At 46.6% G+C, this 22,328-nt stretch carries 20 protein-coding genes and 1 tRNA gene; 8 read left to right on the top strand and 13 right to left on the bottom strand.

From position 1 onward, the window contains the following. Nucleotides 1–30: 30 nt before the first annotated feature. The 3 genes from V7S65_RS21475 to V7S65_RS21465 form a co-directional block, all read right to left on the bottom strand. Complete coding sequence (locus V7S65_RS21475; protein WP_079471562.1) at nt 31–915, bottom strand: phosphatidate cytidylyltransferase; 885 nt, start codon at nt 913–915, stop codon at nt 31–33. Between the two features lie 112 nt (nt 916–1,027). Then, nucleotides 1,028–1,279 carry a putative signal transducing protein gene (locus V7S65_RS21470; protein WP_079471563.1) on the bottom strand — a complete coding sequence of 84 codons (252 nt, stop codon included), beginning with the start codon at nt 1,277–1,279 and terminating at the stop codon, nt 1,028–1,030. A gap of 29 nt (nt 1,280–1,308) precedes the next feature. Further along, complete coding sequence (locus V7S65_RS21465) at nt 1,309–2,256, bottom strand: type II CAAX endopeptidase family protein (protein WP_336387678.1); 948 nt, start codon at nt 2,254–2,256, stop codon at nt 1,309–1,311. Nucleotides 2,257–2,439: 183 nt separating this feature from the next. On the opposite strand from V7S65_RS21465, the gene dusB reads away from it, so the two are divergent. Continuing rightward, on the top strand, nt 2,440–3,507 hold the full coding sequence (gene dusB / locus V7S65_RS21460; protein WP_336387679.1) for a tRNA dihydrouridine synthase DusB: 1,068 nt from the start codon (nt 2,440–2,442) through the stop codon (nt 3,505–3,507). Between the two features lie 43 nt (nt 3,508–3,550). Further along, entirely contained in the window at nt 3,551–4,120 is a 570-nt protein-coding gene (locus V7S65_RS21455; protein ID WP_079471790.1) for an NUMOD4 domain-containing protein, read from the top strand. A gap of 104 nt (nt 4,121–4,224) precedes the next feature. Here the strand turns inward: V7S65_RS21455 and V7S65_RS21450 are convergent, their stop codons facing one another. Further along, nucleotides 4,225–7,515: an AAA domain-containing protein gene (locus tag V7S65_RS21450; RefSeq protein WP_336387680.1), complete on the bottom strand. Its 3,291-nt coding sequence runs from the start codon at nt 7,513–7,515 to the stop codon at nt 4,225–4,227. Between the two features lie 88 nt (nt 7,516–7,603). Between V7S65_RS21450 and proC the strand changes: the two genes are divergently transcribed. Continuing rightward, nucleotides 7,604–8,401, top strand: coding sequence for a pyrroline-5-carboxylate reductase (gene proC / locus V7S65_RS21445; protein WP_079471567.1), 798 nt, complete (start codon nt 7,604–7,606; stop codon nt 8,399–8,401). Here the strand turns inward: proC and V7S65_RS21440 are convergent. The 6 genes from V7S65_RS21440 to rimP form a co-directional block, all read right to left on the bottom strand. After that, nucleotides 8,398–8,892 (bottom strand): SixA phosphatase family protein, encoded by a 495-nt coding sequence (locus tag V7S65_RS21440; protein WP_079471568.1) that lies wholly within the window; start codon nt 8,890–8,892, stop codon nt 8,398–8,400. The two genes, proC and V7S65_RS21440, sit on opposite strands and share 4 nt — an antisense overlap. A 211-nt stretch (nt 8,893–9,103) precedes the next feature. After that, entirely contained in the window at nt 9,104–10,831 is a 1,728-nt protein-coding gene (locus V7S65_RS21435) for an amidophosphoribosyltransferase (protein WP_227024442.1), read from the bottom strand. A 274-nt stretch (nt 10,832–11,105) separates the two neighbouring features. Beyond that, nucleotides 11,106–12,488 carry a peptidylprolyl isomerase gene (locus V7S65_RS21430; RefSeq protein WP_159454384.1) on the bottom strand — a complete coding sequence of 461 codons (1,383 nt, stop codon included), beginning with the start codon at nt 12,486–12,488 and terminating at the stop codon, nt 11,106–11,108. Nucleotides 12,489–12,707: 219 nt separating this feature from the next. Beyond that, nucleotides 12,708–16,379 carry a translation initiation factor IF-2 gene (infB, locus tag V7S65_RS21425; protein WP_111577439.1) on the bottom strand — a complete coding sequence of 1,224 codons (3,672 nt, stop codon included), beginning with the start codon at nt 16,377–16,379 and terminating at the stop codon, nt 12,708–12,710. Between the two features lie 130 nt (nt 16,380–16,509). Further along, complete coding sequence (gene nusA / locus V7S65_RS21420; protein ID WP_079471571.1) at nt 16,510–17,757, bottom strand: transcription termination factor NusA; 1,248 nt, start codon at nt 17,755–17,757, stop codon at nt 16,510–16,512. Nucleotides 17,758–17,773: 16 nt separating this feature from the next. Next, nucleotides 17,774–18,238 (bottom strand): ribosome maturation factor RimP, encoded by a 465-nt coding sequence (gene rimP, locus V7S65_RS21415; RefSeq protein ID WP_227024441.1) that lies wholly within the window; start codon nt 18,236–18,238, stop codon nt 17,774–17,776. A 166-nt stretch (nt 18,239–18,404) separates the two neighbouring features. Between rimP and V7S65_RS21410 the strand changes: the two genes are divergently transcribed. Genes V7S65_RS21410 through V7S65_RS21400 form a run of 3 tightly spaced genes read left to right on the top strand, consistent with a single transcriptional unit; the run spans nt 18,405 to nt 19,388 of the window. Further along, a complete protein-coding gene (locus tag V7S65_RS21410; RefSeq protein WP_336387681.1) occupies nt 18,405–18,701 on the top strand; it encodes a DUF2752 domain-containing protein in 297 nt (98 codons plus the stop codon). A gap of 10 nt (nt 18,702–18,711) precedes the next feature. Then, nucleotides 18,712–19,062: a TM2 domain-containing protein gene (locus tag V7S65_RS21405; protein WP_079471574.1), complete on the top strand. Its 351-nt coding sequence runs from the start codon at nt 18,712–18,714 to the stop codon at nt 19,060–19,062. Between the two features lie 35 nt (nt 19,063–19,097). Beyond that, nucleotides 19,098–19,388: a DUF4834 family protein gene (locus tag V7S65_RS21400; protein ID WP_111577169.1), complete on the top strand. Its 291-nt coding sequence runs from the start codon at nt 19,098–19,100 to the stop codon at nt 19,386–19,388. A gap of 46 nt (nt 19,389–19,434) precedes the next feature. Here V7S65_RS21400 and V7S65_RS21395 read toward each other — a convergent pair whose 3' ends face one another. Next, nucleotides 19,435–20,064, bottom strand: a complete 630-nt coding sequence (locus V7S65_RS21395) for an HAD family hydrolase (protein WP_336387682.1) — start codon at nt 20,062–20,064, stop codon at nt 19,435–19,437. A gap of 116 nt (nt 20,065–20,180) precedes the next feature. Between V7S65_RS21395 and V7S65_RS21390 the strand changes: the two genes are divergently transcribed. Then, nucleotides 20,181–20,254 (top strand) — tRNA-Ile (locus V7S65_RS21390). A 172-nt stretch (nt 20,255–20,426) separates the two neighbouring features. On the opposite strand, the gene V7S65_RS21385 is transcribed toward V7S65_RS21390, so the two are convergent. After that, nucleotides 20,427–20,705: a hypothetical protein gene (locus tag V7S65_RS21385; protein ID WP_336387683.1), complete on the bottom strand. Its 279-nt coding sequence runs from the start codon at nt 20,703–20,705 to the stop codon at nt 20,427–20,429. A gap of 59 nt (nt 20,706–20,764) precedes the next feature. Further along, on the bottom strand, nt 20,765–20,992 hold the full coding sequence (locus tag V7S65_RS21380; RefSeq protein WP_336387684.1) for a hypothetical protein: 228 nt from the start codon (nt 20,990–20,992) through the stop codon (nt 20,765–20,767). Nucleotides 20,993–21,269: 277 nt separating this feature from the next. Between V7S65_RS21380 and V7S65_RS21375 the strand changes: the two genes are divergently transcribed. Beyond that, nucleotides 21,270–22,193 carry a hypothetical protein gene (locus V7S65_RS21375; protein ID WP_336387685.1) on the top strand — a complete coding sequence of 308 codons (924 nt, stop codon included), beginning with the start codon at nt 21,270–21,272 and terminating at the stop codon, nt 22,191–22,193. Nucleotides 22,194–22,328: the final 135 nt, after the last annotated feature.

Here is a 22,328-nt window from a genome sequence, read left to right as displayed (position 1 = left end):
TTCAGTTTTTTTTCGCATACGAATGTTACGTTAGTGCATCATAAAGAACTGAACGTAGATCCAGGCGAAGGGAGCAGCCAGCAGCAGTGAATCGAACCGGTCCATGAAACCGCCGTGGCCGGGCATAATCCGGCCGGAATCCTTCACGCCGGCCATCCTTTTCAGTTTGGATTCTATCAGGTCGCCGATGGTACCGAATATGGCGGCAATGAGGGCCAGCGCTATCCAGTGTTGCAACGCGAGGTACTGATAGCCCCAGAAGTGGCCATAAATGCCGGCAGTGGCTACCGCGAGGATCATTCCCCCTACCGTGCCTTCGATGGTTTTTTTAGGGGAAATAGCAGGGGCAAAAGGCGTGCGCCCTATCAGCGACCCTACTATATAAGCCATTGTATCGTTAATCCAGATGAATATGATGAGCAGTAAAGGAATAAGCCAGCCGGGAGCGGTACCTACGTTTTCCGGGGTATAGTGAATGTTGATAGCATTCATCCGGATATGGATCAGCAACCCAAACGGGATGATCACATACAGTAACCCGATAGCCGAGTAGCCGATATTCTTTAAAGAGAAATCTTTACTCATAAGCACTTCTCCCAAAGGCATCACCAACAGGAAAATAACGGCTGTCCACCAGCCGATAAGCCCGGTGGGAATGCCCCCTATCTGAAAATTATCTCCGGTAAAAGTAAGCAGGATGGCGGCTCCTGCAATGGTAGCGCCCCATTTATGCCAGGATGAAACACCGGCATAATCGGCATCTATTCCACGCAGCAACCTGAAATACTCCTGGAGGGCAAAACAGCCTATCAGGAAGAAAAGCAGGAAAAAAGTATAGTCGGCCCATAGGATCCCTCCCAGCATTACTGCCACAAACACAAGCGCAGAGGCAGTGCGGGTGAAAAATGTCTTCATTATGGTTATATCTGTTGATTAAGTTCTACCCGCAAAAGTGGATAAAAATACCCTACGGAGCAAATCCCGTTCAGGGAACTGCCGGGAGGGCGCCACCCGCGGGTGCTGTCACTTATTCTTCCCCTTCTATCTGGTTAGGATCGCCGGTAGGCAGATTGTTATGATTGTGCACCAGGTCTTTGGCCAATTTTTCCATCGATTCATGCACATACAGTTCCACCTGTCCCGGCAGGGTGATATTGTAAGAAGACGACTGACGGTTGAGCAGCACTGCCTCAATGTCATTATCCAGTAACATACCTTTTACTATTTCGGCTTCAAAGGGCCTGTCGCTCGAAAAAATTTTAACCCAGCCTTTTTCCATAATGATTGTTTTAGTGTCTTTTATTAAGATTACAAATTTTCGTCTGTTCCAATTTCGTCTACTTCTTCCCCATCTTTTTTACTCACCGGGTCTGTCATCAGCATGGGCGTTGATTTTTTACTTAACGCCCAAAACAGCCCAATGGTTACAGGAACGCTTAAGACAATATAATACCATGCCACGGGTGTGTTTTTCATGGGGTCATCCTTTATCATGCCGTGCTGGAAAAGGTACAGCAGGGTTACCTGCAGCCCGTTGTTCAGGATATGTGCGAAGATGCTTAACCACAGGTTGCCACTGATAACATAGATAGCGCCCAGTGCAAAACCCATTAGCACGCGGGGCAGAAAACCCAGCATTTCGCCATGGATGGCGCTGAATAAGATAGCAGTGATAAATACACTCAGCCATACCTTCCCGGTAGCTTTAATAATGAGCCGTTGTAAAACGCCGCGGAAAAACAGTTCTTCCGCAATAGCCGGTACAATGGCCACCAGTACCAGGTTGATGAAAAGATCCTTCAGGGTAGGCATCTTCAGCATAACGCCCAGCAGTTTTTCCGCCATATCCTGGAGGTCACGGGCTGATTGGGAAATCGGCCAGGTTTCGTTCCATTCACCCAGGAGGCTGGCTAAGGGCAAACTACCGTACATGGCCAGCAGCGCCAGTATAACCTGCAACCCGCCAGGCGTTTTAAGCCCCAGGTATTTCAGCGGATAAGGCTGCCACAGGTAGGCAAAAAGCGCCGCTGGTACAAAGAAGGCGACTACGGTATAGAGGAATTGTGTTATTTTCAGATAGCCGATCGAGTTAGGGTCTGTAAGCGTACCGGTTTGGAGCGCTTCCAGCGTTTGACCGGTAACACCCGGCGTAATCGCCTGAAGCGCATAAAGGTACAGGGCAAAGAACCCAAAGGAAAAGCCCAGGAAAGAGACAAACTGTAATGAAACGGGCGACTGCTTCAGATAACCGGACATAAGAAGATACTGTATTTTTTTGCGTAAATTTACAGCGCGAAATTAAGTTTTTGCAGATGCTTACCGCTTACCGCAACTGCTGAACGATAGCCGTTACTGCAAAGAAATCCTGCTTGTAAAAGAAATAGTATATAAAATATTAAAATAATAACTCCGGCAAAAGCTGCTGTGGTTATATAAATTATGGTGAAGATAGGAAATATTGAATTGGGAGAATTCCCTTTATTACTGGCGCCCATGGAAGATGTGAGCGATCCGCCTTTTCGTGCGGTGTGCAAGGATAATGGGGCTGATCTCATGTATACAGAGTTCATATCTTCGGAAGGACTGATACGTGACGCCATCAAAAGCCGCAAAAAACTGGATATTTTCGACTACGAACGTCCGGTAGGAATCCAGATTTTCGGCGGAGATGAAGAATCCCTGTCGCTGGCCGCGCAAATTGTGGAAGCCACTAATCCTGATCTGCTGGATATCAACTTCGGCTGCCCGGTTAAAAAGGTAGCCTGTAAAGGCGCCGGCGCCGGCATCCTGAAGGATATTCCTAAAATGGTAAAACTTACGGCCGCCGTAGTAAAGGCAACCAGGTTGCCGGTAACCATTAAAACCCGCCTCGGCTGGGACGACGACACCAAAAATATTGAAGACGTAGCGGAAAGGCTCCAGGATGTAGGAATCAAAGCCCTTACCATTCATGGCCGTACACGTACTCAGATGTATAAAGGCAGCGCCGACTGGACCCTCATCGGAAAAGTAAAAAACAATCCGCGCATACAAATTCCTATCTTTGGTAACGGTGACATATGTACGCCGGAACAGGTAATTGCTGCCAGGCAGAAATATGGCGTGGATGGTGTTATGATCGGAAGAGCCGCCATCGGCTATCCATGGATTTTCAGGGAGATCAAGCATTTTATGAAGACGGGCGAACATTTACCCCTGCCAACTGTTTTGGAAAGAGTAGAAGTTTGCAAAAAACACCTTCACCAGTCAGTTGCCTGGAAAGGTGAAGTAGTAGGCATACTGGAAATGCGCAGGCATTATACAAATTACCTCAAAGGTTTGCCGCATATAAAGGAATTCAGACAACAATTAGTAACTTACAATACATTAGCTGAGATTGAAGAAGTACTAGACGCAGTTGTGTTACAATACAAGGACCATATATTCGAGAGGGCCGCTCCCCAATTAGCTGCACACGATTTTCTGCCGGCTGATAATGAAATGGCCGGTTGTGACGTTTACGGATAAACGGATTACCCCAGGATATAAAAAAAATAAAAATTACTTTCACATGACCACAATTAAAAATCTGAAAAATGAAGTCTGGAAAGACTTACAGATTAAAAACAAATCTGCCCTGCGTAAAAAATACGCCGTTTCAAACATGGGGAGAGTGATCAGTTATCATGAAAGTACCGAAGATGGTAAGCTGCTCACGGGGTCTACCGTAGAAGGCTATACGGTATTAAACGTAAAGCCTGCAGATAGCTACCAGTCACTCTACCTTCACCGGGAAGTGGCGAAACTTTTCAGCAAAAAAGGAGGACGGGCACATAAATATGTGATACACCTGGACTACGATAAAAAGAATAATAAAGCCTCCAACCTCCAATGGGCCACCAAAGAGGAAATGGAAGAACATCAGCAAAAAAGCCCCGCCAAGCTTGCCTATAAGGAAAAGCAACGCAACCGCGTGAAAGGACTCAAACTGAATGTTACCAAAGTAAAGAGCATCAAACGCCTGCTGAATAAACCCGGCAAGAAAACAATGAAGCAAATCGCTGAACAGTTCGATATCAGTGAAATGCAGCTCTACCGCATTAAAAGCGGTGAAAACTGGGGGCACGTTACACTGGATTAAAGCCTGGTTTACCAGGACTGATCATATATGATGTTGTCTGACAATGGCCATACCAACCGTATGGCCATTGTTACTTGGCAGCGTATTACGTATAGTGTCCACCGTTAGAGCACGCCTCTGCTCATTTCCCCCAATACCCTCCGGTAATGGGCGCTATCCTGCAACACCGGCTCATATCCCAGCAATATCACCTGTTTTCGTGCACGCGACAACGTTACCAGCAACTTCCGGTCTACCTCTATCACCTCTTCTTCCCAGTTAAACTGCCCCAGGCATTGCAATGTTTGCACCTGCGCCGCATGATATACCGCCAGCGATACAATGATAATATCGTTTTCAGAACCCTGGAACCGCTCTACTGTATCAATATTGATGTCCTGCAGTGCTTCATCATCCGCAATCAACTCCCGGATAAGACTGATCTGTGTTCGCCACGGCGTAACCACCCCCACCGTATCTTTGCTGAAACCCGCGCCGTAACGCTCCTTCAGGTGATGCAGCAGCGATACCACCCACTTCGCCTCCGTTCTGTTCATCTTGGAACTCGGCTCATACGGACTGCCAATAAATATTTTTCTTCCTAAAGACAAAACCCGCTCCCATCCCAAATTTTCATGACCGGCATACAAATCGAAACCGGCTTTTTGCTCTTCCCTTCCAGAAGATAACTGCCCCGCATAGTAATGATTTACCAATGCTGCGATGTTGTCGTGCATCCGGAAGTGCGTATTCAACATACCCCAGGCATGGCGCCAGTGGCTGGTTTTGCAGCGTTGTATCAGCCGCTCAAAAATAGAGGTCCGCAAATCCCGGATACCCAGGTCCTGTAAACAAGGCGCTTTCACCTGGCAGAAATATTCTTCCTGCGCCACCACCGGCGGCAACTGGTTCTGATCCCCTATCAGGATAAATTTACGGAAGGGCATCAGCAGCCCCAGGAGCTGTGGCTCTGTTAACTGCGAAGCTTCATCCACAATTAAGGTATCGGTAGGAATCCCCATCATCGTGAGCTGCTCCAGCCGGGTAGCCATAGTGGCTACCGTGGCAACAAATACGCGGTGACTGGTAATATAATTGCGCGCTTCATCCAGCGAGCCTTCCAGGCAATATTGCCGGAGGGTAAGCGAGGCGTCTGAGTTACGTCCGCCCATACGCAGGTGCGTGATATTTTTAGCCGTCAGCTTATGGCATATTTCTTCTACTGCCTTGTTGGTAAAGGCAACAATGATCACATAGTGATCCTGTTTTACCATCTCCCCCACTATAGTTGTAAGCATGGAAGATGTTTTACCGGTGCCCGGCGGCCCCTGTAACAGGTAATAATCCTGCGCCTCCAGGGCATGCTTCACCAGCTGTTCCTGGTTAGGGTTAAACATGGCCGGTGTGGTGTGCTGCAAAGGGTACCAGCGGGGCGTGGCGAGGCCCAGCAGCATATTGGTACGCTCCCGGTAAAGCGGGGAAATCACATGGAAAAGCGAAGCCGCCGCTATCCAGTAGTTGGATTCGTAAATATCATGTTCTATGATCCACTCATCAAATTGGCGGAAAAAGTCGAGCGTCATCTGCCGGTTATTCAGGGAGAAGCTCAGCTGGTTTTTTCCGAGATCTTCTATCCTGCCCTTCAGCAGCTGTTGTTGTAAAGGCTGTAATTCCGTGCTGGTACGCGGATAAATGATAGCGGTATCTCCCCTGCGGAAGTTATGGCTAACGGGAACGACTATATCAAATAACACGGAACTGTTAACGGTGTCAAATTCCCGGAAGCGTAACCCCGGTATAATATTGAAGCGGGAAAGTTTATCTTTTTCCTGTTGCAGCCATAGCGCTGCAAAGCCGTCGGCATCTTCCTCCCGGTTAATTTCTGAAAACATCCCGCATTTTGCCTGGAGATATTCCCGCAGCATAAAGGCCAGGAACTCGTGGTAGTAGGCTTTTGCTACGGATGGCGCCGTTTGCCAGGCTTGTTCAAAAGTGGTGAAATGCGCCGCGCTGAAGGAAGGCAGGCCAAGCGCCGCTGTGGTGGTGATGGCGGACAGTATTTCAAACTCCCCTCCTGCAAGCCGCAGCAGCATCCCCACCACTTCGTTGCGTAACAGCAGTAAATCATTTTCGGTGTGATGGGTACTGCTCACGTTCCGCAGCGGATTGGTGGCAGCGGCTGAATACAGGATGGCAGAACTCCCCTTGCGTTGCCGGCCAAAAGCAGAGCGCAGCAGAAGGTTATAGCCCACTACCTGCATTTCGTGGTTCTTCCAGGTGTTGAAGTCGGGGCATTTCCCGCTTTTCAGTTCAAAAATTTCCTTCCGGTATTCATCGGTATCATCTTCCGCCATGAGATCCAGTCGCCCCTGCAAGCCGTACTGGGCGGAGAAAAAGGTGGGTTCTATCCTCACCGGTTTATCCTGTAGTTCCTTTACGGTATTATGCAGGTTGCCCCAGTGTTGTTGCCGGATATCGCGGAACATTTCGTTGATCTTCTCCCGGCCGTAAGCAGCAGCCTGCAGCACGTTTTCGGCCACTGCTTCCACAAATGAGCTTTTGAAATCTATTTCCCTGTTGCGGAGCATTTCATCCAGCAGGGCATTTACCAGGTTTCCTTTAAATGCCGCCGGGCTGGATTGCTGGGGAGTGAGTTTTTTAACAAGATATAATAACCGGTTAGGTCCTTTATGGGTAAAGCATTCCGCCAGGTCGCTGATATCTATCAGCAGATCCGGCTCCAGCACCACCTGGCTTTCGCTGGTGGTGGTGTATTCGTGTCCGCTGGCGCCCTGGCGGCAGTGGAGCACATGAATGGTGTCGTAAGGCCGCAGCAGGCCATGCAGGGATACTACTGCTACAGGATCCATATGTTCCAGCAGCAGTTGAAAATCGCCCTGCTCATCATTTTTCACATCCAGCAGCAGGGTGTATTTTCCCAGTGTGTTGGTGGTAAGTGTGCCTACGGTGGTAACCATGCATTTCAGCAGTGCCAGGCTGCCGGGGCGGTGTTGCCACGCGAGCGATAATTTATGTGATCCCGTGGGGGCGTACAGCGCGGTAAGCTCTGCCGGCGGAGTTGCCTGATAGCACCAGGCAACAGATTCTGTAAGGGCTTTGATACACAGGAGGTGTTCTGCGTCCTGCAGGGGAAACATACCCCGTGTAGCCTTGTTGGTTAGTATGCGTAGTGCTGTCAGCTGCTGATGGATGTCCGGCGGAACGGATTGCCGGTCGAAATAAAACTGCATGCGTGCAAACAGGTTCCCGAAAGAGCGGGTTTCCTTGCGGGTCAGTTCCCGGAAAAGGATCTCCAGGATCTGTTTATAGTGACGGGTTTTATCTTCCGTATCCGGAATGCTGTGGGCTTCTTTTATCCTGGCGTAAAACGCAGTTGCTGTCTGTAATGCCTGCATGTCCGCAAGTTAATGAATCGTTGCCGTTTGCATGGATGCAGCATTTGTTATACCTTTCTTACGATTTATAATGTAATCTTCATTTTTTATGTCAGCCAAAAAAATAGCCATTATAGGTGGAGGAAATCTGGGATCGGCCATCGCCCAGGGATTGCTGAAGAGCGGGTTTTCAAAGGCTGGCGATATCATCGTTACCAAGCGTAACACCAGTACCCTTACCGACCTGCGTGACGCAGGTGTGCGGATAGAAACGGATAATGATATTGCCATCCGCGAAGCGGAAATAATTGTGGTGGCTTTAAAACCGTACAATGTGCGGGAGGTATTGCAGGAGTTCAAGGGTTCCTTTAACCCGGCAAAACATATACTGATCAGCGTGGTTACCGGTGTTAGCATCGACGACCTGGAACATGTGGTACCCGGCATGCCGGTAGTGCGGGCTATGCCTAATACGGCCATTGCCATCCAGGAATCTATCACCTGTATTGCCCACAAACATGCCACCGAAGAGCAGATCCGGTATGTGAAAACGATGTTCGACCAGTTGGGCGCTACAGTAGCCATTGATGAAAAACTGATGGATGCTGCTACGGTGCTGGGCGCCTGTGGTATTGCCTTTGCGCTGCGCTACATCCGCGCAAATATCCAGGGAGGAATTGAAATTGGATTTGATGTGCGTACTGCCAGTTTAATTGCCGCACAAACGGTAAAAGGCGCCGCAGAGCTGCTGATCCGCGAAAGCCGTCATCCGGAAGAGGAAATCGATAAGGTAACCACGCCCAAAGGCTGTACTATTGCCGGTCTCAACGAAATGGAACACCAGGGCTTCAGTTCTTCCCTGATCAAGGGAATTACTGCTTCCTACAATAAAATTGTGAAAGACTAATCTTTACGGGGATACTCGAAGAAGAGGAACTTTTTCTTTGCCAGGTCAAAATCTTTCCAGCTATCGGTATCTGCCTGGATACCAAAGATACCGGTAGTGGGTACATTATCTATCCTGATTTCTTCGGTGAGGTAGTTGGCAAAATCGGTGATGCCTGGGTTATGGGCAAAGATGGCCACGGCGCCGAAGTCGTCATCAATTTTGGTAATCACCTTCAGAAAGGTGGCAGCGTAGCAGAGATACAGTTCTTCTTCCAGCAGGATAGCCTGTTTGGGATAGCTCCACTCATTTGCCATTATTTTAGCGGTGGATCTGGCTCTTTTGGCGGGGCTGGAAATAATTAATTCCGGCACCATGCCGCGGGTAATAAGGCGTTGCGCCATTTCGGGCGCGTTCGCTTTTCCCCGTTTATTGAGGGGCCGGTCGAAATCATCCATGTCCGGATCGGTCCAGCTGGATTTAGCGTGACGTATAAGTAGTAATGTTTTCATGGGCTGAAAACCTATAATTAACTATAACGAAAATACAGATTTTACAGGAAGTTAACTTGTTAGACTTATACAGTCAGAATACGGGAGGTTATTTAAGATAAAATTAACATGAAAACAATTAGTCATTTAAATAATAAGAGATCTGATTATTCAGCTCAAAAGAAGGACTCTTCTGATAGCTAAATGACCAGATCTCTGATTATTTATACGATTAATATCCTCTTTCGTTTTTGCCTTCCATATAGTTCATGAATGCTTTATTCACTACACGGTTGCCGCCCGGAGTGGGGTAATTACCGGTAAAGTACCAGTCGCCCAGGTTGTTCGGACAAGCCAGGTGGAGGCTTTCGATAGATTGGTAGATTACTTCTATTTCGGCCTTAATACCGCCAGGGTTAAGGATTTCCGCAATCTTGGCAGAGATCTGTTCCGGGGTAAACGGCTTATAGATGTTCTTCACTACGTTTTGTGCGTGAAGGGTGTTGGTACGCTGCAGTTCCTTACAGAGGCCATAGGCTTCATTCAGGATATGTTCCTTGCCGTGGTCTTTCAGGAGGGCAATGGCCGCCTGGAAGGCTACGAAATCGCCCATTTTGCTCATATCAATACCATAGCAGTCCGGGTAGCGGATTTGCGGGGCAGAAGATACGATGATGATCTTTTTGGGTCCTAAGCGATCCAGCATCTTCACGATACTTTCCTTCAGGGTGGTACCACGTACAATAGAATCATCAATTACCACGAGCGAGTCAATACCGGGTCTTACCTTACCGTAGGTGATATCGTACACGTGTTGTACCATTTCATTACGGCTGGAGTCTTCGGTGATGAACGTACGCATTTTCACGTCCTTGGTAGCTATTTTATCGATGCGGATCCGGCGGTTCACCATTTCGGTGAGCTTTTCCTCATCAAAATCGTTACCCCAGGAGAGGATGCGTTCTACTTTTATTTTGTTGAGATATTCTTCCAGTCCTTTTAACAGGCCATAGAAGGCTACTTCAGCAGTATTTGGAATAAAGGAGAAGATAGTATTGCGGAGGTCATTGTCGATGGCCTTCAATACGGTACCGGATAAGTGACGGCCCAGATCAGTACGTTCCTTGTATATTTTTTCATCGTTACCACGGGAGAAGTAAATTCTTTCAAAGCTGCAGGCTTTACGTTCTTTGGGTTCGAGAATTTGTTCGATGGAGTAGTCGCCGTTGTTTTTAACGATCAGCGCATTACCCGGCATCAGTTCCAGTACTTCATTTTCGCCTACGTTGAAGGTAGTGCGGATCGCGGCCCTTTCTGAGGCAGCTACAATTACATCGTCATTAATATAATAGTAAGAAGGACGGATACCGTGTGCATCGCGGATCACGAAAGCATCACCGGAGCCGATCAGGCCGCAGGTGTGGTACCCTCCGTCGAACATGGAAAATGCCTGTTGGAGAATCTTTTTGATATCGAGGTCGTTGCTGCCTTCATTGTCTTCTTTGGCGAGGAAATGGTGTACCACTTCCAGCATGGCGGCCAGATCACTGTTTTTGTGAACTTCACCAGGTTGTGCCTTGGAAAACTCAAACAGTTCATCGGTGTTTATCAGGTTAAAGTTTCCTGCCATAGCGAGGTTGCGGGCAGGAATGGTGTTGTAGCGTACAAAAGGATGGCAGAGTTCCACGTTGTTTTTACCCTGGGTGGCATAACGGATATGTCCCATCATGAGTTCACCAAGGAAACGCACATGGCCTTTCATCAGGCCGGGGTATTTGGTGATTTCCGGCTGATATTTTTCTATCTCCTGTATTTCGTCACGTACTTTCGCAAAAATATCTCCGATGGCCTGCGGAGCAGCACTGCGGATGCGGTGCATAAAGGGAACGCCTGGTTCGGTGTTCAGTTTCACGGTAGCCAAACCAGCGCCATCCTGGCCCCTGTTATGTTGTTTTTCCATGAGCAGGTATAGTTTGTTCAGCCCATAGAAAACACTCCCATATTTTTGTTGGTAGTAGGAAAACGGTTTTCTTAATCTTATAAATGCCAGACCGCATTCATGTTTGATCGCATCACTCATGGCAGAAAATTGAAGTCGCAAAGGTACGCCAAAAAAGGAGAAAACCAGAAAGCGATTGGTAAAGCTATCAGCCTTTGCCTATTCAGTATCAGGGCATAAAAAAAGCGGAGATAAAAGCTCCTGCTCCTATCTCCGCTTTATATAAATAGTTTGATTATTGCTTGGCAAGTGCAGCCATCCACTGGCTGATATGATTACATTCTTTGTATTGATCGTCTACGTGTACGTAGAAGGTCGGGATCTTTTCGATGAGCCATTTATTGATGGCTTCCGCGCGTTTAATATCCAGAGTTCTCTGCTGGATGCGGGAATAGTCATCTGTAAGGTTTTCGCGGTGCGGCTGGGTACGTGTTTTCAGGTACACGATCCGTACTGCTGTGCGGCCGTTTTCATCTGTAAACTGTACCGGGGCGGAAATCTGACCTGGTTTCAGGGTATCGAGCATCATTACGATATCCCTTTCGGTAGGGTCATCCAGCTGGTCGATGGTGATCAGGGTGCTTCCGTCGCCTGTTTTGGACTGCATCATACCGCCATCAAATTTGGCGCTTGGCGCGTCGCTGTATTTGGCTACTGCTTCCGAGAAAGTGATTTTGCCAGCCACGATGCTTTTACGGATAGAATCCAGTTTGGCGGTATTGCCTGCCAGGTCGGATTTGGTTACTGCGGCTCTTACGAGGATGTGTTGTACAGTAACGTTATCGCCGGAGCGTTTCAGCATCATGATCAGGTGGTATCCGTGTTGCGACTTCACCGGGGAGGAAATTTCTCCTTCTTTCAAACGGAAAGCGGATGCCAGGAAGTCGGGATCCCAGGTATTTTTATCGTTACGGTTCAGGGTGTATACGCCTTTGTTATCTTTTACGCCCGGATCTTCGGAGTAGAGGATAGCGAGGGAGCCGAAATCGGATTCTTTATTCTGAACACGTTTTTTGAAATCGAGGAGGCGGTCGATGGCGTATTGGTCCATTTCGCGGGTAGCTTTTGGCTGCAACACGAGGGTACCTATTTCCAGTTCTGACTCGTAAAAATGAAGACTATCTTTCGGGATGGCGTCAAAGAAGCGTTTTACTTCTGATGGCGTTACTTTTACCGGTTCAATGATCTTGTTGCGCATTGCCTGGGCCAGCAAACCTTCTTTGATAGGCTGACGGAAGCGTTCGCGGAGCTGGTAAATGGAGTAGCCGGTAACTTCTTTCATTTTCTCCTTACTGCCGTACATGGATTCAAAGTAGCGGATACGGTTTTCCATCTGGGCTTCCACGTCGCCGTCACTTACCGGTAAACTGTCTCTTTCCGCCTGTAACACCATTACTTTCTGGGAAATCAGCATTTCCAGTGTTTTGCACGCAGCATCGGGCGCCAGATTGCCATCGGGCGAGTTGTGTTGCTGATCGCTGAGTGCTCCGTCCATATCGGATTTGAGGATAATTTTATCCCCTACAACCCCGATAATCTTGTCTGCCACCAGTTTCTGGGCCGTAGAAGCCTGCCATAGCAGCAAAGCGCCTGCGGATAATGCTAAAAGTTTCTTCATACAAAAGCGGTAAAAACCAAAAATAACCATTTAAAAGTCAGTAGCATAGGGAATGTCGATGGATTTAACAAAAGTTTAGATAAGCTGCCGCCTTTTAGCCATAAGCATCTTAGCCAAAAAAACAGCGAAGAAAATAACGATGATAGGTTTTACACTACGGATCGTTCTTTTCTTCGCTGTATGTTATTCTAAAGCGGGTAGTTTTGGGCTACAGGCTTCTTATAAAGTTCTCTTCACTTCTACTTCTTCAAACCCTTCGATGTTATCGTTAGGTCTCAGGTCACTGTATCCGCGAACGCTCAAACCACACTCCATGTTGGCGGCCACTTCTTTCACATCATCTTTATAACGTTTCAGTGAGCCGAGTTCGCCGGTGTGAACCACGATACCGTCGCGCACCACGTTGATACGGGTGTTTCTTGTCAGCTTGCCATCGATAACGAAGCAACCTGCCACGGTAACCTTCTCGAATTTGTAAGTTTCGCGCACCTGAACGTTGCACACCACTTTCTTCTCGATTTTTGGTTCCAGCATCCCTTCCATCGCGCTCTTGATTTCATCAATCGCGTCATAGATGATGGAGTAGTTACGGATTTCGATATTCTCTTTCTCTGCGAGCTTGGCAGCCTGGGAGGAAGGTCGTACCTGGAATCCGAGGATGATGGCATCAGAAGCGGTTGCCAGCAATACGTCGGATTCTGTAATCTGACCTACTGCTTTATGAACGATACTGATCACGATTTCTTCGGTAGACAGTTTCTGCAGGGAGTCACTCAACGCTTCTACGGAACCATCAAAGTCGGCTTTGATGATGAGGTTGAGCTGTTTAAAGTTACCCAGTGCCAAACGACGGCCGATTTCATCCAGGGTGATATGTTTCTTGGTACGGATACCTTGTTCACGAACGATTTGTGCTCTGCGGTTAGCCACTTCTTTGGCTTCAGATTCTTCGGAGTACATCTTGAACTTCTCACCTGCCTGTGGCGCACCATTCAGGCCGAGTACCTGTACTGGCATGGATGGTCCTGCTTCTTCCATTTTCTGGCCGCGTTCGTTGAACATGGCTTTGATTTTTCCGAAGAAGGAGCCGGATACGATGGTATCGCCCTGACGGAGGGTACCATTTTGTACCAGGAGGGAGGCAACGTAACCGCGACCTTTATCCAGGGTAGCTTCCACGATACTTCCGGAGGCTTCGCGGTCGGGATTGGCTTTCAATTCCAGCAGTTCCGCTTCCAGTAATATTTTTTCGAGGAGCACATCGATATTTAACCCGCTTTTGGCAGATATTTCCTGGCTCTGGTATTTACCGCCCCAGTCTTCCACCAGGAGGTTCATGCCGGCCAGTTGTTCTTTGATTCTCTCAGGGTTGGAGCCTTCTTTATCCACTTTGTTGATAGCGAATACCATTGGCAGCCCGGCCGCCTGTGAGTGGGAGATTGCTTCTTTTGTTTGCGGCATGATAGCATCATCAGCAGCGATCACGATTACAGCGATATCTGCTGCTTTGGCACCACGGGCACGCATTGCGGTAAACGCTTCGTGACCCGGAGTATCCAGGAAGGTGATTTTTTTGCCGCTGGCAGTTGTTACCTGGTACGCACCGATGTGCTGGGTGATACCACCGGCTTCACCGGCTACCACGTTTGCACTCCGGATGTAATCGAGCAGGGAGGTTTTACCGTGATCGACGTGACCCATGATGGTTACGATCGGTGCACGTGGTTCCAGATCTGCAGGATCGTCTACTTCGTCTTCATCATCGGTTTCTTCTGCATCTTCCAGACCAATGAATTCAACTTCGTATCCGAATTCGCCGGCCACCAGTTCTATTACTTCCGCATCGAGGCGTTGGTTGATAGATACCATGATACCGAGGCCCATACATTTAGAGATAACTTCCGCGAAGCTTACATCCATCAGGTTAGCCAGTTCGGATACAGAAACGAATTCTGTTACCTGGAGTTTGTTGTCTCCATCGCCCTGGTTAATTTTCTGGTTGGCTCTTTCTTCACGTTTTTCTCTGCGGTGTTTAGCTTTCACGTTTTTACCGCGACCGCCGCCACCGAGCTTGGCCATTGTTTCCTTGATCTTATTCTGGATCTCGTTCTTATCGATTTCTTTTTCTTCGGTAGTACGTTTATCCTCACCGCGGTGCTGACCTGGTCTGTTGTAGCCGCCCTGACCCTGGCCTGGCCTGTTATAGCCTCCGCCTTGTCCGGGTCTGTTGCCACCACCACCTGGTCCGCCGCCTGGACGGTTGTAACCGCCACCTTGTCCGGCTGGTCTGTTACCTCCGCCGCCTGGACCGCCTTGTCCGGCTGGCCTGTTATAGCCTCCGCCCTGACCCTGGCCTTGTCCGGCAGGTCTGTTGTAGTTACCGCCGCCGGTGCCTGTGTTGGCGCCGCCCGGACGGTTATGGTTACGGTTATCGCCTTGCGGACGATTTCCGCCGCCCTGGCCCTGATGTCCACCTCCGCGGTTATCATTGTGGTGAGGGCGGTTGCCGCCTTGTCCACCATGTTGATGCGGGCGATGTTCGCCTGGGGCGCCGCCTTCTTTGCGGTCACCTTCTTTAAAGTCTTTAGGCTGAACGGGTTCAGGTTTCTTTTCTACGATGATACGCTTGCGTTTGCGTTTCTCGTCCCTGCTAAAGTTGCTGTTCTTATTATTATCGCGTCTGTCAGACTGAACTGGCAGCTCAATTTTGCCGATTACTTTAGGGCCGGTTAATTTTTCGGCCTGGATATTTTCAATCACAGCAGCACCAGATGCCTCGTCCTGTGCCTGTGGGGCTGCGGGAGGAGGTGTTGGTGGGGTGTTTTCGGCAGTAGAGGGTTTGCGATTTTCCGTCTTTACGACATGTTTAACAGGAATGTGCGCCGGTTCTTTGACTGCAGCCGGTTTTGCCTCTTGTAATACTTCTTCCACTTTATTAACTACAGGTTTATCTTCAACCGGTGCGGCTTTTTCCGTTTTTTCTGTCGTATCGGTCTTATCTGTTTTCGCTACTTTCTCTGCCGGTGGAGTGGTTTCGGCTTTAGGGGCCTGTTCCACTTTATCAGCTTTATCAGCTTTTTCAACTGGTTTCTCAGTTGGTGCTGTAGTTGCTTCCTGTACGGGAGGGGCAGGAACGGGTTTAGGTTCCGGTTTTTCAGCAACGGGAGGAGCGGGTGTAACGGGAGCCGGTTTTTCTTCTTTTACCGGTGGTTTCACTGCTTCTGGTTGCGGAGCCGGGGTTTCTTCCTGGTCTGCTTTTTTAGCAACTGGTTTTTTATTGCGGTTTAATGCGTCCAGATCGATAGTGGTGATTACTTTAGGGCCGTTGATTTTCGGCGAATCCGTTTTCTTCACTGCGTCTGGTTCTGCCGGAGGAGGCGTTGCCGGTGCTTTGGGAACTTCCGCAACAGGGGGAGCTGTAACAACGGGTGGTTCAGGCTTCGGTTCAGCTTTTTCCTTTGCGGGAGGCGGGGTTGCCTGGGCAACATTCGCCTGTGGTTGCGGTTCCGGTTTAGGAGTTTCCTTAACTGGTTCCGGTTTAGGTTCAGGTTTTGCTTCCTGTTTAGGAGCAGGAGCTGCCTCTTCTTTTTCTTTAGTGGTATTCTTTTTAGCCGCCGCTTCCGCTTCCTCCTTCTCTTTCTTCTTCATCGTTTCTAACACGCTTCCTTTAGGCAGGGCTATCTGGTCGCTTTTGCGCTTGTTAGCCTTGTCCTGCTGGAACTCCGACTGCAGTGCTGTGTACATAACAGCCGTAAGACGGGCATTGGGAGAACCAAAGCCGTCCATATCAAAGCCTTTATTGCCAAGGAAATCGATGAGGGTTTCCTTACCAATATTAAACTCTTTGGCTGCAGCCAGCAATCGTGGTGTGTTGTTTGTTGTTTCAGGCATATCGTATTTCGGGCCTCCCCTGTTTCCCGTTTCTTCAAAACGGGATGTTTTTTTACGTTTAAACAATAACTCGAAAAAATCAATTCCCTTTCTAATAAGGCCTTTACCTGGGAAGGGTTGTGGCTCGGCTTTATTCTTTGTCAAACTCTTCCTGTAATATTCTTCTTACATCCTGCACTGTCTCTTCTTCCAGATCGGAACGGCGAACCAGTTCTTCAACGGTCAGCTCCAATACGCTGCGGGCAGTGTCACAACCTATTCGTTTAAGCTCATCTATTATCCATTCTTCGATTTCATCCGAGAATTCTTCCAGATCGATATCAAATTCAGACTGTTCCTGCGCTTCATCACGGAATACATCAATCTCAAAACCAGTCAGTTCACAAGCCAGCTTAATGTTTACTCCTTTTTTACCGATAGCCAGTGATACCTGGTCGGGGTTAAGGTAAACGGAAGCGTATTTGTTTTCGTTATCCACTTCCATGCGGCTGATCCTGGCGGGTGTTAATGAACGCTGAATCAACAATTGAATGTTGGTGGTAAAGTTAATGATATCTATATTTTCATTTCTCAGTTCGCGTACGATGCCATGAATACGGCTTCCTTTCATACCCACACAGGCTCCTACCGGATCTATACGGTCATCGTAGGATTCAACAGCCACTTTGGCTCTTTCTCCTGGTTCACGAACAATTTTCTTGATCACTATAAGCCCGTCAAAGATCTCAGGCACCTCAATTTCCAGCAATTTAGCCAGGAAGGATGGATGTGTGCGGGAGAGAATGATGAGTGGTGCGTTGTTTTTCATTTCCACCTTCTTCACCACCGCTCTTACGTTCTCCCCTTTTTTGAAATAATCTGTGGGGATTTGTTCAGATTTAGGCAAAATTAACTCATTCCCTTCATCATCAAGCAATAAAACTTCTTTTTTCCAAACCTGGTATACTTCACCATTTACAATTTCACCTGCTTTGTCGGCATATTTCTTTACCAGGATGTTCTTTTTCAGATCGCCGATACGGGCAGATAAAGTTTGTTTCGCCGCCAGGATAGCCCTGCGGCCGAAATCCATGATCTCTACCTCTTCATATAAATCCTCGCCTACCTGGTAATCCGGTTCTACCTTAATAGCTTCGGAATAGGCAATCTGGGCATTATCATCTTCTACTTCCCCATCCGTTACAATGGTTCGACGGCGTAATATTTCAAGGTCACCTTTTTCGGTATTTACAATCACGTCAAAATTCTCATCTGAGCCATACTTTTTCCGCAGAAGCGTTTTGAACACATCCTCCAGGACCTTCATCAATGTAGGACGGTCAATGTTTTCCGCCTCCTTGAACTCGGTAAATGACTCAATCAAGTTAATACTAGCCATGTTTAGTTGTTATATTTTAAAACACGATGCACACCTTTGTGTGCTTTATTTCATTAAGTTTTAAATCAGTTGATTTCTTTTCTTTCTTCTTGCCAATCAGCTCCTCGATATTAATAGCATCTTCGGTTACCGTTTGGAGGGTGCCCTCTTTTACAGAGCCATCCAGCAGGGTAACTTCCACTTTGCGTCCAATATTTTTAAGGTATTGTCTGTGCAGTTTGAGCGGTTCATCCAGGCCTGCGGACGAAACTTCCAGGGAGAAATCGTTATTTGGGAACAGTTCAGCCGCTTCCAGCAAAGGATATAACTGACGGTTGAATGACACCAGCGTAGCCACCGGCACCCCTTTATCCCCGTCCAGAAAGAGCTTGATATTGTTAGTGGGCTTAATTCTGATGTCTACCAAAAAATTGTCGGGATCATTCGCCAGCAGTCCTTCTGCCATCTCCCGGATAGTTTTTATCACGTGTTCGTTTGCCATACAAAAAGCGCGAAGGGGACAATATCTCGTCCCCTTCGTTTGAATCATTTTTCCTTCTACAAAATTAGGATTTTATTTTGATTGAAAAACTATTTCTTTAACTTGTATCTAAATCTTTGTGTAAGATGCTCTGCCATCATTCATATGTATTTTTAAAATATCTGACGTGACCGCCGCTTTCTGGCGAAAAATAAATACCGAACTGCTGGCATGGCCCCTGGGCCTTACCCTCCTGTATGTGATGAAGCCCGACGAAAATGCAGGCAGCCTGTGTTTGTTCAAAAATATAGGTATCCCCATTTGCCCCGGCTGCGGATTAGGTCACGGTATTCATTATTTTTTACACGGACAATGGGCCGCCTCCATCCAACACCACTGGCTTGCTCCCCTGGTAGTAGCAGTGCTGCTGTATCGCATCCTTCAACTGGCCCGGTATCAATACGCTGATTTCAAACAATCATAAACCCAACACTATGAACGACTTTTCATTTGCGATGCTCCCCGGAATCGAAGCCGAGGAAATGATGTGGCTACAGGAACTTACCAAGGGCTATTCCGCCGAAAACAAGCAAAGATTTCTGGCCGTATACCAGGGCAGACGTAAAGATCCCCAAACAATTCTTATCTGCAGCCTCATAGGTTTCCTGGGTGTAGCCGGCGTACAACGCTTCCTGGTAGACCAGATCGCTATGGGAATTGTATACTTCATTACTCTCGGCTTCTGCGGCATCGGCACCATTATAGACGCCATCAACGCCCGCAAAATGACCTGGCAGTTCAATAAAAAAGAAGCCCTGGCATCCGCAGCTTTACTCGGACTTTAATCTCTCCCTGAAAGTTAAAAAAACCTTAAAATGAGGTGATTTTCAGGAAGTCGGAATGTATATTCCGCTACCTTCGTGTCATTATGTTAAGATTTATAATTTCTATATTTCTGGCCTGGCTGCTGTACAAACTGGTATTCGACCTGATCATACCAGGCTACAGAGTTACCAAGCAAGTGCGCAGACAAATGAGCGATATGCAGGATCATATGCGTCAGCAGTATGAACAGCAAAACGGCGGACAAAAAGGTTCACCACCTCCTCCCACCCCACAACCCAAAAATGTGGATAAGGGAGATTACATCGATTTTGAAGAAATTAAATAAAAAGAAGAAATTAAATAAAAAAAGGCCGGTGCATCACCGGCCTTTTTTATAACGCCTTTTTGGGCTGAAAAATATCCATAATCGTTCGGGGCGACTGCAAATGAATGGTTTGCAACCCCACAGCCTTCGCTCCTTCTATATTTGGCAGCGTATCATCTATAAACAATGTTTCTTCCGGCAATAACCCATTCTCCTCCATCACCATCAGGTACGACTCCTTATCCGGCTTGCGGTAACCCATCAGGTGCGAGTAATAAGCCCTGTCGAAAAAGCTGCCCAGCGAAGGAATTCCCCTGCTTTCCTGCAACAACCGGTTGAAAGCTTCCAGGTGTATCGCATTGGTATTACTCAGCAAATACAGGTTATAATGCTGCCGCAACTGCTGCAATAACTGCAGCCGCTGTAACGGAAAATCCAGCAACATCGCATTCCATGCTGCCGTTATCTGCCCACCTGTAATCCCCTCCGGCACGTGCCGCTGCATTTCCGCCAAAAACTCCTCCACGGAAACATGCCCCGTTTCCAGGCCGTTAAATAGGCTGGAACCATGAAACTGTGAATACAACTCATTAAAGTTCTTCACGCCAAGAGCAACAAATGCGTCGTTGGTAAGCTGGTAGTTGATGTTCAGAATAACGCCACCCAGGTCGAAAATAATGTTCTTTATGCCTTGCATGCCGCAAATTTATTAAGTATATGCGTAAGCGTTGGTATTAAAAAAAAATTTAGGTTAATTCAATAAAATAATTAATTTTGCCGTCCCCTGAAAAGGGGAATTGGTTCTTCGGAACAGGTCCTATAGCTCAGTTGGTTAGAGCACCTGACTCATAATCAGGGGGTCCCTGGATCATGCCCAGGTGGGACCACGCAGTAGGAAAGGCTTTCAGCGGATTGACGCGGGAAGCCTTTTTTCATTTGATACATGTTTTGATACATGTTTTTGAAAATTGGAGAAAAGTTAATTTTACCAGAGTTTGACAATACGAGGCCCTCAATTGTTAAATCTATTCATTCAGTTTACGCCAAAACAACTACGACTTAATTTAACATACTATCCATGTAATTACTAATTGAGTCTATTATATGCTTCTGAAGGTGAGAAAATTTTTTGGGTGTTCCCGCAAAATCGTATGAATTAGGAGACCAACTCAAACTATCTTTTTGGATAACCGTAACCTCTTCATTATTAATGTGACCACTCCAATTAATTGGGTAATCAATACCATTGGGACCTATAGGAACTTCTGAATTAAGTGTAACATAACTTTTGCCATTAGTTCCATTGCTATCCGTTATCGTAATATTGATTTGTGCCATAAAAAAAATTTTTTTAAGTTAAAATCCTCTAAAGCTGTAATCTGGTTTGAATATAGTGATTACCTATTATTATTAAAACTGCCATCGTTTAACAGCTTAGAAAAGCATTCATCATATCTATTTTGGGCCTGAAGATGATTATATTTTGCCTGTCTATAATTATCGAATATTACGGTATCTAATAGACCTTTACTTCCTAAGTAGAGTTCGGTTTCAATTTTAAGCAGATCGCCTAATTTTTTCAGGAGATCCATTCTAAGACCTTCTAATTCTTTGATTGTACACATGTTGTATATTTTTTATGATAAATGCTGAATTGTTTATCTTTTTGATATAACCGGTGGCTTTTACTGGACGCGTAAGATCAGCATTTAGTATATGCAATATGTTTAGTGGATGTTAACGTGACTTATCCACGCAAAAATAATTGCATGTAAGATTAAATCAAACAGAGTATTGGGAACCTGTTTGCCCTTAATATTTAGGTTTTTTCTGTCTATATTTAATCTAAAATAAACGGATATTGATTTAAAGGAATATCGTAATAAGTAATATTTGAATTCCATGAAAAACCGTATTAAAGTTAGTTACCCAACAAAATTCTTATCCAATCATCATTACCTAAATGAAGTTCCTGTTGAAGGAAAAGCGACCAGTAAGTTTAACTTCAAAATTGGTTGGTATGACCTATATGCTGCACAAATAATAAGAACCGGTAACTGCATAACCCTACTTAGTAACCCTTACTCTATTACAGTAGACTCTTTCTGGAATATTAATTACTTCGAAGATATTGCCAAATACATTTTCTGGACATTTAATAAGAGCTTCAGAATAAAGCTTGTCCAGCAGATCCCTATATTATCTTCTACAGTGTTGGGTCATAGTTTACAGCTTTTGACAGAGAACTATCTCCCATATGATAAGGCTAGGCTTCCAGAGGCAGATGAGGAGCTGCAATTTTGCTTCCTGAAGGATAAATCTTTACGGGAATCGAAAAAATATGAGGAGATGTATCGCCTTGACCAGGAGAACAGAGAGGCGATTAAATTAGCTTTGGAAGAAAGGGCCATTGCCCCAACGCTATCCGAACAGGAAAGTTTAGTCCAGGAGGTAAATTCAGCCCCTACCCTCTTAGATATGATTGTTCCTACAAATGGTAGTACACTCGAAACGCTACAATTCATTAAAGACAGGTTACTGGAGGCAGAATTCCGGTTTGATATATTTCTACCAGTTAAGAAATCAAAGGATAATAGGAACCCGCATGGCTTTAATGGCTGCATTGCTGCCATGATCGATTTCTTCTACCAACGCAATTATTTCGTGCAAGCCTATTCGTTAGATCAGGTATTTGAGGCTTATTTCACTTACAGTGGGAATAGTATTGCTAAATTCAGCTCATTTCTCTCAGAATTTAGACAGGATAATAGTTTTATCAAGCATGCTGAAAGGCTTAATAGATTGAAAATAAATAAGTTGAGGTAACTGGCAATATAAATTTTGAGTTCGGGTAATCCAATGCGGCACCTGAATTTTTGAGATATTTGAAATTTTAGTACATTCGCAGTGTTATTGGGAGATAACGAAATTATAATCTTTAATACTGAACACATCGCTCGC

This window comes from Chitinophaga sp. CCNWYY40 (genome assembly GCF_037483205.1).
Taxonomy (GTDB): Bacteria; Bacteroidota; Bacteroidia; order Chitinophagales; family Chitinophagaceae; genus Chitinophaga; species Chitinophaga ginsengisegetis.
The sequence above is the reverse complement of the archived record's forward strand: the minus strand, read 5'-3'. Positions and strand labels throughout refer to the sequence as shown.